Source organism: Zunongwangia sp. (assembly GCF_048269745.1).
Classification (GTDB): Bacteria; Bacteroidota; Bacteroidia; order Flavobacteriales; family Flavobacteriaceae; genus Zunongwangia.
On the sequence record NZ_JBLXIB010000009.1, the window covers coordinates 149,021 to 161,720 of the forward strand.

Genomic DNA, 12,700 nt, shown 5'->3' on the forward strand with positions numbered 1-12,700 from the left:
GTCAGAGTGATGAAAAAGTCTATGTTCGATTATTTTGGGGTCTCGGCAGCTACTTTATGTTCCATACATTGTTTAGCGTTGCCAATTATAACAATTATCCCTATCCAATGGCAGCATAATCACTGGATAGATCTTGCCTTTGCGATGATCGGTTTGGTAATCGTCTTACAGATTTCTAAAAACCTAGATTCAAAAAATTTACAATTTGCATTATGGTTCTCTATATCGGTAATCCTGGTGAGTGCTTTACTGTCGTTTTTTCAAAACTATCATAGTCGGCTTATACATTTGGGTTCTTTAGGCTTGATCACTTCTCATGTGATCAATGCATATCGTCATAAAACCAAAGATTTTAAATTATCAAAAGAGCGATTATGCTAATAACCAAAAATGTATCGTTCAAATATCCTAAACATGAGGAACAGTATTTCCCGAATATCAATCTTAAGTCGGGAGGATCTTTATTGATAACAGGCGCTTCGGGTAAAGGAAAATCTACATTGTTATACTTATTAAGCGGTTTGTTGAAACCCTCGAAAGGGGAAATAACTTTTAAGAATACCTCTATTGCATCATTATCTGAAAATGAACGTGATCGCCTGCGCGGAACGCAAATGGGGGTCGTTTTTCAAAGCACGTCATTTATTCAGAGTTTAAGTGTTTATGAAAATGTTCAATTGTCTGGTTGGTTGGCCAGTAAGAAGAAAATACGAAAAGATGAAATTATGTATTTTTTATACTATTTGGGAATAGACGATATCGCGCATAAATCTCCTGAAAAGCTTAGTACCGGTCAGCGCCAGCGTGTTAGTATCGCAAGGGCTTTAGTGCATAAACCTGCACTTCTACTAGCCGATGAACCCACAGCCAGTTTAGACGATATAAACACAGATAAGGTTGCAAAACTATTGTTGGACTGTACACTAAGTTTTAATACTTCCCTGGTGGTGGTTACTCACGATCAGCGCTTAAAACATTTTTTTAGTAGCGAAATTAAATTATAATATGATAAGTAAACTAGCCTGGAAAAATATTTGGCATAACCCACTGAGTACTGCATTAAGTATGATGTTGCTTTCATTTTCCGTAGCGATGATATCATTACTTATTATCGTTCAGGAAAAATTTGAAAACAACTATGCTGCTAATTTAAATAATATCGATTTAGTGCTTGGAGCCAAAGGAAGTCCTTTACAACTTATTTTATCTGCGGTCTATCAAATTGATGCGCCTACCGGGAATATAACTTATGAAGAAGCTCAGCAATGGATGGAACATCCTTTTGTAAAACATGCTGTACCCTTAGCTTACGGCGATAACTATCAGGGATACAAAATTGTAGGGACTACCAAAGACTATATGAAGTTTTATGGAAATGGTTTAGAAAGCGGGCGTTTTTTTAATGCTGATTTTGAAGTCGTAATAGGGAAGAACCTGGCAGAAAAATTGAACCTTAAAATCGGAGATCAATTTTACGGTGCTCACGGACAAAATGCCGAAGGTCATGTTCACCACGAACATCCTTATACAATTGTGGGGATAGCTAATCCTACAGGTAAAGTTTTAGATTATCTGATTTTATGTAATATCGACAGTGTTTGGGAGATGCACTACCATGATGCTGATCATGAGGAGCATCAAGAGCATGAAATGGAAGAACATCACAGCGAAACATCCGGTGTTTCTTTAAATGACGAGCATCATAGTGAACATAATTCTCAGCAAGAGGAAGGGGAAGGTAAAGAGACCACTGCTGTACTTTTAAAATTAAAAAATAAAATGGGCCTAGTTACCTGGCCAAGATTAATAGCCAATGCCACGGATATGCAGGTGGCTTCACCTGCTATAGAAATAAATCGGCTATTTTCATTAATGGGTCTTGGAATAGCTATGCTTAGTTATCTGGCTTATGGGATCATGATTCTTGCGGCTTTAAGCATATTTATCTCACTATATACTCGTTTAAATAACCGTAAGAGAGAGTTTGCGTTGATGCGGGTGAGTGGCGGTAATAAATTTCAGTTGTTTTGGCTGGTGGTGCAGGAAAGTCTGTTTTTATGTCTGTCAGGTTATATAGTAGGAAGCTTGTTAGCACGATTCGTAATCCTGTTTTTTGGGCATTATACCGATAATGAGTTTCATTTAAGTATAGACCCGATGTCAGTTGTTTTAACTAAAGAGGTTTACTTGTTGAGTGCCTGCCTTATTTTGGGGGTACTGGCAGCTTTAATTCCAGCTATAAAAGCCTATAAACTTAATATTCCTAAAATATTGTCTTATGAATAAAACTAAATGGGTGCTATTAGTCTTGGTTATCAGTGTTTTATTTATAGTGGAATATGTATATTTTACTCCGAATAAAACGAATAAATTGGGGTATAAAACTATAGCTGATTCTTCAGAAACAATTGATGATGTTTCTGAAACAGCAAACAAAGCATCTGAGATATCTGGTGATACGGTAAAGCTGAGCTGGCAATTATTGGCTAATATTGATTATGTTGAAGAGAAAACAGAAGATTATCCAGGTGGTGTTTTAAACCCTATCATCAATTTTCAATTAAAAAATTTAAAAAATCATTATATAGAAATTTCAGGATATGTCGTCCCTATGGATGAAAATTCATACGCTTTAAGCAGTAATGTGATGTCGGCCTGCTTTTTCTGCGGTATGGCAGGACCGGAATCTGTTATGGGAATTCAATTTAAAAATGATACCCCTCTTTTAAAAACAGATCAATATATAAGCCTGGTGGGGATATTTTCATATAATGATACGAATCCCGAAGATTGGATCTATCATATTAAAGACGGCAAACTATTAGAAAGATAATAAGTTTTATAAAATGGGTATGGATCACAACCAATAACTAGAAATCTGCTTTGTAAACTGTTTTTTTTAGATATTAATTTTGATCAAATTTTTTACATCTTTAAAAAAACATGTGGGGTTTTATATATTTGCAGCCTAAAATTTTGTTGCCAATATTCGCATTTTTGATTGTTTTTCAACCTGCATTTCCGACGGTGGAATATCTGCTGAATTGCGATTAAATCAGTAAAGCATCTTTAATAATTGTTTAATATTGAATGAGCATTATATTGGTAATATGCAATATTATAATTCAGGATATTACATACAGTCTAGTGATAATTTTAGATGTTCAATGAAATGGGCTTTATATAAATATACTTCTAAAAGAGTTATTCAATCAAGTGATATTATGTTGTCTATTTATTAATCTGCTGCAGTAATAAAGATATAATTATCTAGATGATTTAGGGATACATCGACTACTTTGATTGTATAATCTAAATAGAGTTGCTTCAACATTTTAATCTTTTAAAATATTTTCAATAATGATAGAATTCTCAAAATCGATCGATACTATAATTTTCATATTAAAAACTTTAATAGAGATTTTTAATTAAATTAACGATTCTGTGTTATAATAACTTGAAACTATCCGAATAAATTTTAGTCCTTGTTTTTTATTTTGACTTATTAAGTTATAAAATATTCTCTTAAGAAATAAAAAATAGATATGTCTAAATCCTTATTAAAATTTAACATTAACATAAAAAACTATCTTATAATAACTAGTATTTTTAACGCAACTAATATGCGTTAAATGAAGAGAAGAGATTTTTTTAAAAATAGTAGTCTTTTTGCCTTTGGGGGATTAGTAAGTGACTTTCATTCCAATTTATGGGTAGATCAAAAAAATGATTTTGGATCAAAAAAAGCCAAAAATATAATTTTTATGGTAAGTGATGGTATGAGTACCGGAACTTTAAATATGGCCGATCGACTTTTACAATTAAAAACTGGTAATGGGAGCCATTGGTTAAATTTATACCGTGATGGAAAAATTAGCAGATCTCTTATGGACACAGCCTCTGCGGACTCTATGGTTACAGATTCTGCCGCTGCAAGTTCTTCCTGGGGTGGGGGGAAAAGAGTTCCAAACGGTTCCTTAAATGTGTCAGCAACTGGAGAAAAAAATCTTCCTATATTACAAAAATTCAAAAGATCTGGTAAAAAAGTGGGGTGCGTTACTACAGTGCCAATCACACATGCTACGCCTGCTGGTTTTTGTGTAATGCAAAAAGATCGTGGTAATCAAGATAAAATTGCAGAGGATTATCTTGAAATTGAATTTGATGTGATGATGGGTGGCGGTAATATTCATTTTGAAGCTTCTAAAAGGGCTGACCAAAAAGATATTTACAACAGTTTTCTACAGCAAGGCTATCAAATCTTTAGGGAGCGTAAACAAATGAAAAATTATCAAGGCAATAAAAAGATATTAGGTGTATTTGCTGAGCATGCACTTCCTTATGCACTAGACCGAGAAAACGATATTCTATTAAAAGAACAAACACCCTCGTTGGCAGAGATGTCGAAATTTGCCATTCAGCATTTAGCACAAGACAATCCTAAAGGTTTTGTTTTACAAATTGAAGGGGGCAAAGTAGATTGGGCTGCCCACGGAAACGATCCCGGTGCATTACTTTACGATCAAATTGCTTTTGATGAAGCGGTAAAAGAAGCTATAGATTTTGCAGAAAAAGATAAAAACACTTTAGTAATTATTACTACCGATCACGGAAATGCTAATCCCGGGCTCATAAAAAGTGATGTGGTAGATAAAAACTTTAGCAACCTTCTGGGTTTTAAGCATACCAATGAATGGATACTTTCTCAATTAAACGGTTCTTCTCGACCAGCACAAATAAGAGATCTTATTGCAAGCAATAATAATGGGAAAACCCTTCATAAAATAGAAGCTGAAGAGTTAGCGGCTTTTTATAATAGTAACAATGGCGGTTTATATAATACCGGAAATTTACCTTTTGCTACTTTAGCTAAAATGCAAGAACAATACACCTCTATAGGTTGGATAAGTATGGATCATTCTGGAGATTATGTAGAATTAGCAGCTTATGGTCCCGGAAGTGAAAACCTAAATCCGTTTATTAAAAATTACGAACTTCATCATTTTTTATTAGAAGCTGCAGAAGTAGAAGATAAATTTTAAGCAAAAAAATAAACAATCCCTATGAAAATTAAACCTTCAAGGGATTGTTTTTCAATTAGATCGGCCAACGATCTTCGAATTTTATCATCTCTTTTTCCCAAAGGTGAAGCTCTGTTGTAGTTAATAAGCACGCTTCTAGCTGTTGGGTGATTTTTTCTTCCGATAAATGAAAGCCTATAAAAACCAATTCATTTTTTCGATCTCCAAAATCTATTTCCCAATCACTTTCGATCGTCTCTTGATTACTTACAAAAGCTGCATAATTTATTCGTTCTTGAAAAGGCATTGATGCCCACCAAACTCCTGCAGGATCTGTTTTAAACGATCCTCCTGCACTACTCCATATAAGTGCTTGTGACGGTCGAGAAGCCATCCAAAATAAGCCTTTACTACGAATCACACTGGGAGGAAAGTTTTTCATTAAATATTCATATAATCGTTCTGGATGAAAAGGTTTTTTCGCTTTAAATACAAATGAATTAATACCATATTCTTCAGTTTCGGGGGTATGTTCTTCTTCTAATTCCTTTATCCAAGCTGCTGATGCTTCGGCTTTCTCATAATCAAATAAGCCGGTATTTATAATTTCTTTAGGATCTACTTGAGAGTTGGCGGTTTCAATAAGTTTTGCTTCTGCATTAAGTCCACGAATTATAGCTTTTACCTGTTGCAATTCTTCTTTGTTTACCAAATCCGTTTTATTGATTAAAATTACATTGGCAAATTCTAATTGGTCTGTTAAGAGATTTACAATGCTTCTATCGTCAAATTCATCGTTGCCCATACCGCGTTGTTGCAATAACTCTGGACTGCTAAAATCTTTCATAAAATTAAAAGCATCTACCACCGTTACCATGCAATCTATATAACTAAAATCGCTTAATTGAGTGGCTAATTCTTCACTCTCGAAAGTAAAGGTTTGCGCCACCGGAATGGGTTCTGAAATTCCGGTGCTTTCAATTAGTAGGTAATCAAAACGGTTTTCTCTAGCTAGTCTGCCAACTTCTATCATTAAATCTTCACGCAGTGTACAGCAAATACAACCGTTACTCATTTCTACCAATTTTTCTTCGGTTTTAGAAAGGGTATTTTCATTTTCAACTAGCTGAGCATCGATATTTACTTCACTCATATCATTTACAATTACGGCTACTTTTAGTCCAGATTTATTGTGTAAGATATGATTAAGTAAGGTGGTTTTTCCAGCACCTAGAAAACCACTAAGTACTGTCACAGGAAGTTTATTCATAGAATTTTTTGTTTGCTTTAAAAAACAAAATTACAAAAAACCTTATTAATGCAACAAAGTTGCAATATATTTATTGAATTAAATTTTACATCTTTTGCAAGTCCCGATAAGTAAAAGTTGAGTTTCTTCTACGTGATATTCTTTAAGTCTTGGAACCTGAATTTTCTCGGGTAAGCATTCTACTTTTCCGCATTGATTACATTGAAAATGAAGGTGGTTATGAAGATGATTTTCTTTAGAATTGTGTTGATGTTGGCAAAGTGCGTAGTAAGCTTTACCATCTTGACCAGTAACAAAATGTACTTTATCTGCTTCTACAAAACGATCGAGCATTCGATAAACCGTGGTTTTATTAATTTTTTCTGAAATACCTTCACGTATTTGATCTGCGGTTACGGCCTTTTCTGCTTCTTTTAAAAAATTTAAAACGGCTTCTTGATGTTTTGTATTTCTCATATGTATTATTGGAAATATTTAATTTTAAACAAAAATACAAGGATCTTTAAGAAGTTGAAAATGAATTTAATCTCTTTAAAGTGATATTGTAGTATACAAATCAGAAAAAAATTAGTTTAATATCAAATGGCTTAATTAATATTGAAAAAAATTAGTCCTATTCGGTGACCTTTTTTTGGTTATCTTGTTGTTTATATTGATTTGACTTTTGTTTTCACGCCTTTTGTCTAATTTGAAAACGAAACACTATGAAAAATGCCGTAAGCTTTGGAATTCGTTTTATTCCAAAATCATCCAAAACCAAAAATGGTTTTGCTCCCCTTTATATACGAATTACCGTCAATGGAGAACGAATTGAACTCAGCCTCAAACGCAGAATTACTTTAAACCTCTGGAATGAGAAACGTAGCCTATTAAAAGGCTATATTGAATAAAGCCTGCAAGTCAACAAGTCCTTAGATCGTATTTATAATAAAATTTACGAGGCTTTTAGGGAACTTCAAGATTTGTGTCTGTGGACACAATCTTGATTGCTCCCCACGGTCGCAATTAAAAAAAGAGATGTTTAAGGGGAAACGTTATTAACTCCATTTACTTCTTTTAGAGCCGTCACATTACCTTTTTGATATTTATTTATCTACAGGATTTAGGATTAGGAAAGGGCTATAAATAGAAAAGCGTAGCTGACCGGTTTATGCGCCCGCTAATGCTAAATACTGTTCTTTTGGAGATCAAAAAGGTAAGGCTGTAACATTCAAAGTAAGCTTATACCTATGAAATATAGATCGGTCAATTTTACCAGAATGTTGCTAAAGCGAACGTGAGTCAAAAGCAAATTTTCTACTTCAATCTATTAGTGTTTTTATTTGCTTTTGGCTTATGTTCAAGATCATTTTGACGAACCGTTTTGACTGTAGCGTAGTGAAAGGAAATATGGTGAGGACTATCCAAATCATAGCTTAATTTTCATTTTTCCGTGAAATTTGCTGTAAGAAATTGCCTGTTTATAGGGCTTTCTAGAGCATTTGTCGCAAATTCTGTGAAAAACAATAGGATAAAAATATTTAATTTACTGAATTACAATTAATTATAATTCCATAACATCGCTCTGCGTGTTATCCTCTTGCTATTCATTTTTCATCCGATTAATAGGTACAAAATCGAATTTCATACTTCTAAAAATTCTATTCCCTATTATTAAAGTTAAACTTATAATGATCAAAATTTTCAAAACTCTATATTTGTCATATAAAGTTTTGCTTGTTCTTAAGCAACCTTTTGATGGTTTATGCACCTCAATATTGTTAGGTTGGAATATTATAAAAAATGATCAAGTTTTAAAATTCTTAAACGATATAAGTTATGAACTGTTATTATCTATTTTTTAAAAATCCTTTCTATTTTTTTCACTCTAATCATTAAAATTCATAATGTCAAAAATTGCAATAATCGTCCAGCGATATGGAATTGAAGTAAACGGCGGAGCAGAATATCATGCTAGAATTCTAGCCGAACAGCTTCAGAAAAAGTATGATGTTGCTGTGCTTACTACAAAATCGGTAGATTATGTCTCTTGGGATAATTACTATAAAAACGATATTGAAATAATCAATGATGTCATCGTTAAGAGATTTAAAACAGATTATGGTAGACAACACGAAAAATTAAGAAAGTTTAGAAGAAAAATTTTAAAAAATAAGAGATACGAGCGTTTATTAAATAAACATTCTCTTGTAAACTATTTGGATAAAAGATTTCATCTAATAAGCGCTAGCTCCAAGCAAAGTGAAAATTGGCTCAATGCCCAGGGACCTTATTGTCCGGATATGATTACGTATTTACAGAATAATAAAGAGGAATATAATGCTTTTATTTTTTTTACGTATTTATATTATCCAACTGCTGTTGGCATGAAAGAAGTTAAGGAGAAAAGTATTTTTATTCCAACCGCTCATAATGAACCTGAATTATTTGCTATAACCTATGAGAGTGTTTTCGAATCGGCAAGGTTTATAATGTACAATACGCTTTCCGAAAAAAAATTGGTGGAATCAACTTTTAAAAATCTAACACCATATTCTGATGTTGCAGGTATTGGTATCGATCCCGTAATAGGTGAGAAAATAGAGAGAATGAAAGCAAAAATGGATGGCGATTATTTCTTATATATTGGGAGGATAGATCCAGTTAAAAATTGCCATACCCTCTATAAGCAATTTTTAGACTACAAAGAGAAAAACTCTTCCGATCTTAAACTGATTTTTGTAGGAAAAAATCATACCGAACTGCAACCTACCAGTGATATTCTATTTACTGGTTTTGTGGATGAAGATTATAAAATTAATCTGTTAAGTAACGCGAAAGCCCTTATCATTCCTTCAAAATTTGAAAGTTTATCTATGGTTGCTCTGGAGGCTATGAGTCGTGGCAAAATTGTAATTTCAAACGGTGATTGTGAAGTTTTAAAAGATCATATTATAAATAGTAATTCTGGATTCTTTTATCATTCCGATCATGATTTATTTAGAACTCTTGATGCCGTAACTAATATGTCTACTGATGATTTAAATGTGCACGCCGAAAATGCAAAAACATATATTCAACAAAACTATACATGGAATAAAATAGTAGATAAATTTGATCGGGCTATCAAGATAATAAACGAACCTACGAGAATATAATATGAAAGGAATAAACGTCATTGGACATGTAAACGGAAACTTTGGTTTAGGAAAAGCATTACAATTAAATATAAAAGCATTAAAGAAAACCACTATTCCTTTTAAAATCTACGATTATAAAACAATAGCCAAGACCAATTTAGATGAACTGGCTTACGACTGCAATCTTTTTCAAATTTCGCTTCATGAAGTAAACGAAGTGTTTCATATTGTACCTTTAGATTTTTTTCAAAATAAATACAATATACTTTACCTGGTTTGGGAATCTGAGATTGTACCGGAAAAAAACCATTCTAGCATTAATTTTTTTGATGAAATATGGACTGCCTCAGGATATTGTAAGTCCATTTTTTCAAAATTCTTTCTAGGCGAAATTACGGTAGTGCCTCATCCGATAGAAGTTATTATACGTAATGAATTCAATAAAACTAAGTTATCTATTTATAATGAAGAAAAATTTAGTTTTTTATTCGTTTTTGATTTCAATAGCTCGGCGTTGCGAAAAAACCCTTATTTTTTAATTGAAGTTTTCAAAAAAGCGAGTAAAATAGTCAATCACCAAATTGAATTAGTTTTAAAAACTTCCAACTCCCATCATCATAAAAAAGACTATCAAAGATTGATGGAACTCATTGAAGATTATGAAAATATTAAAATCATAAATGAATATATAAATCGGAAAGAATTGGAGCAATTAATACAAGATTGCGATTGTTATATCTCGTTACATCATGCTGAAGGTTTTGGACTCACTTTAGCTGAAGCTATGGCATATGGAAAACCAGTGATCGCCACCAATTATTCGGGAAATACCGAATTTATGAGCTCTTCAAATAGTTTTTTAGTAGAGACTATGGTTAAAGCAAACGCTACTATCGATAATCATTTTGATAAAAGCACAATTTGGGGAAATCCAGTTGAAGAAAATTCTGTTAATTGTATAGTAGAGGTGTTTTCAAATCAACAATTAGCATTTCAAAAAGGAAAGATTGCAAAACAGGATATCGCCAAGCATTTATCTTACGAAAATGTTGGGCGAATAATCGAAAATAGATTTCATTTTATACACGATAATATGGAATATTTTAAAGGCTTCAAGTGTAAAATAAATTATTTCAGAAATCAATATTTGAACTCTTTAAATGAATTTCATAGAAACCAAAGAGAGCTCAAAAAGATCAAAAAAAATGTATTGGTAAAAGCTATTTTATATCTGAAAATGAAATATAAAAACTTCTCAGGCAGTATATCATAGAATTTCAAGATACTTCGTAATGAAAACTAATCCTTAAAGAACAACGGTATGAGAAATTCAAGCATTTTACTGTTCATTTTTTTACTAACTCTTATTAGTTGTCAAGAAGATTTTGAACTAGATGAAAAGATTCTTAATTCTGAGACATCCCTATTTGCTGCATCCAATTCGCCAAAAAAAATAAGCTCTACACATAATCAGGAAATTCTCATACCAACAATTTTAAATACACATTGGAGAGATTTTAATTCTATTGTTGATATGTCAGATGAGGATATTAGGAACACCTTAATAGTAGAACTTAACACTAAAACTTCTGAAAGTATCTCCAACTTGCAGGCAATGTCTAATTTGGAATTATCTAATTATAGTCTGTTATATACTTTTTTAAATAAGGCATCAATACGTAAACCCTCGGAATTACGAAATATGAGTCTTGATGATCTCAGGAATACTATAATTGTGGAAAATGCAAATTATTTACAAAATCAAAATATAAGCGATCTTAAAAAACTACCTACGGAAAAACTAGTTCAACTGGGATATAGCTGGTATTTACCACTAGAGTTTGATTCATTGATTAATTATAGCGATGGTAAATTATCAAAAATTATTTCTCCCTATAAATTTAAATTGAAAGACAACAAAGGAAAAAATATGGATGTCCTTAAAATTGCTAAAACTAATGAAACTTCCAAAAATCATTTTAAATATTTGGGAGTTTATCATATAGGAACATCAAATGATAATTACAATCTACAATTAGCTGGCTCAAATGATTTATTCAATTGGATCCATTTAATAGAATTAGACCATGATGCTCATCAAGGAGACATTATAAAATGGGGCCAAGGATATCTTATTGCATATGAAGAAGACAAACACCAAGGTAAAAACAATATTGCATTTAAATATTATAATAACTATCAAGACTTGACTTTAAATACAAGTTCTTTCCGGAAAAGTATAAAAACCTCTGTCAATGATTTAGGTGTCGAGGGTACTCCGGATATTAGGGCAGTTTCAGGTACCTCTCCGATGAACGGTAATATTCAAATTGGATTTCATTACTATGATGGAGATATAGATAGAATAGCAATGGGTATTTTAAAAAATGGTATTAACTGGAAAGCATGGAAAGACGCTATATCCGAATACAATTTGAGAGAAATGAATTTTAAAGGAAATATAGGAAGTAGAAAAAGTTTTCTTTACTACGAGACGGATTTGACTTTACAAGAGGCTCAACTTGTAAAAGGAGATTGGAGCGCTTGGAAAATTATGTTAGGTCGAGACGGATTCTATACAGAAGTTTTAATTTCTACTCCTGGAGGTTCTAAATCTTTCGCAAATCCATCTATAGTTCAAACTTATGATGACAAATACGCTATAACCCTTTTTTTACCTACAGAAGGAAATATTTCTAGTGAATATAATGGAGGAATGATCTATGTAAAATGACTATATGGAGGTTTGTTAATTTATCTAGGTTTATTTAAAGATTTCTAAGAATCAATTCATTATAGCTGTGAGTTAATCGTGAGTTTAAATCAACGTTAAAATTAGATTTCCAGATGGCCAAAACTGGTTTAGGTATACGATTCTTTTAGTACATTAGTATAAGATGAACTGAAAACACTTAATCTGATGTTTGATCTTGGAAAACTCTATATCCCTACCATTCTTTCGTTTGATCCATCAAGCAAAACAATATCTTTTAGATTACCCGAATTTTTCACTAAAGAGCATTTTGAGCATGTTCAATATTCACTAGAGCTTAATATTTTAGGCTCTGATGCTATCATTTATTATTATGGTGAAGATGATACTTATTTGTCTCAAGTGCTAGATTTGGATGAAGACTATATTGCTGCTGGATCTTTAGAGTATGAAAGTTTCGGGGCAATCCAAGAAAAAGCCTTAAAACAATTAGAGCATTTTATACTCGATCCAAAAACAGAATTACTTGATCTTTTTAATCAAAGTGAAGAAGAATTCCCTCTGGATTAAAAAAGGC

12 protein-coding genes are annotated in these 12,700 nt (G+C 32.3%); 10 read left to right on the top strand and 2 right to left on the bottom strand.

The window, feature by feature from the left end; genetic code table 11:
* Window positions 1–9 precede the first annotated feature (9 nt).
* The 5 genes from ACN0WI_RS11720 (at window position 10) to ACN0WI_RS11740 (ending at window position 5,042) form a co-directional block, all read left to right on the top strand.
* Window positions 10–381 (top strand): MerC domain-containing protein, encoded by a 372-nt coding sequence (locus ACN0WI_RS11720; protein ID WP_417887059.1) that lies wholly within the window; start codon window positions 10–12, stop codon window positions 379–381.
* Window positions 375–1,004: an ABC transporter ATP-binding protein gene (locus ACN0WI_RS11725; protein WP_417887061.1), complete on the top strand. Its 630-nt coding sequence runs from the start codon at window positions 375–377 to the stop codon at window positions 1,002–1,004. Before ACN0WI_RS11720 ends, ACN0WI_RS11725 begins: the two co-directional genes overlap by 7 nt.
* 1 nt (window position 1,005) lies before the next feature.
* On the top strand, window positions 1,006–2,286 hold the full coding sequence (locus tag ACN0WI_RS11730; protein ID WP_417887063.1) for an ABC transporter permease: 1,281 nt from the start codon (window positions 1,006–1,008) through the stop codon (window positions 2,284–2,286).
* Window positions 2,287–2,371: 85 nt separating this feature from the next.
* Window positions 2,372–2,833: a hypothetical protein gene (locus ACN0WI_RS11735; protein WP_417887065.1), complete on the top strand. Its 462-nt coding sequence runs from the start codon at window positions 2,372–2,374 to the stop codon at window positions 2,831–2,833.
* 799 nt (window positions 2,834–3,632) lie between these two features.
* The gene (locus ACN0WI_RS11740) at window positions 3,633–5,042 is read left to right on the top strand and encodes an alkaline phosphatase (protein WP_417887066.1); all 1,410 of its coding nucleotides are present in this window, start codon (window positions 3,633–3,635) and stop codon (window positions 5,040–5,042) included.
* A gap of 55 nt (window positions 5,043–5,097) precedes the next feature.
* Here the strand turns inward: ACN0WI_RS11740 and ACN0WI_RS11745 are convergent, their stop codons facing one another.
* Both ACN0WI_RS11745 and ACN0WI_RS11750 read right to left on the bottom strand, forming a co-directional pair.
* Window positions 5,098–6,291: a GTP-binding protein gene (locus ACN0WI_RS11745; RefSeq protein ID WP_417887068.1), complete on the bottom strand. Its 1,194-nt coding sequence runs from the start codon at window positions 6,289–6,291 to the stop codon at window positions 5,098–5,100.
* Between the two features lie 78 nt (window positions 6,292–6,369).
* Window positions 6,370–6,747, bottom strand: coding sequence for a Fur family transcriptional regulator (locus ACN0WI_RS11750; protein ID WP_417887070.1), 378 nt, complete (start codon window positions 6,745–6,747; stop codon window positions 6,370–6,372).
* Between the two features lie 248 nt (window positions 6,748–6,995).
* Here ACN0WI_RS11750 and ACN0WI_RS11755 point away from each other — a divergent pair, with 248 nt between their 5' ends.
* The 5 genes from ACN0WI_RS11755 (at window position 6,996) to ACN0WI_RS11775 (ending at window position 12,693) form a co-directional block, all read left to right on the top strand.
* Window positions 6,996–7,181: an Arm DNA-binding domain-containing protein gene (locus ACN0WI_RS11755; protein ID WP_417887072.1), complete on the top strand. Its 186-nt coding sequence runs from the start codon at window positions 6,996–6,998 to the stop codon at window positions 7,179–7,181.
* Window positions 7,182–8,177: 996 nt separating this feature from the next.
* Window positions 8,178–9,428 (top strand): glycosyltransferase family 4 protein, encoded by a 1,251-nt coding sequence (locus ACN0WI_RS11760; RefSeq protein WP_417887074.1) that lies wholly within the window; start codon window positions 8,178–8,180, stop codon window positions 9,426–9,428.
* A 1-nt stretch (window position 9,429) separates the two neighbouring features.
* A complete protein-coding gene (locus ACN0WI_RS11765; RefSeq protein ID WP_417887076.1) occupies window positions 9,430–10,683 on the top strand; it encodes a glycosyltransferase family 4 protein in 1,254 nt (417 codons plus the stop codon).
* A 48-nt stretch (window positions 10,684–10,731) separates the two neighbouring features.
* Window positions 10,732–12,144: a hypothetical protein gene (locus tag ACN0WI_RS11770; protein WP_417887078.1), complete on the top strand. Its 1,413-nt coding sequence runs from the start codon at window positions 10,732–10,734 to the stop codon at window positions 12,142–12,144.
* A 186-nt stretch (window positions 12,145–12,330) separates the two neighbouring features.
* Window positions 12,331–12,693 (top strand): hypothetical protein, encoded by a 363-nt coding sequence (locus ACN0WI_RS11775; protein ID WP_417887080.1) that lies wholly within the window; start codon window positions 12,331–12,333, stop codon window positions 12,691–12,693.
* Window positions 12,694–12,700: the final 7 nt, after the last annotated feature.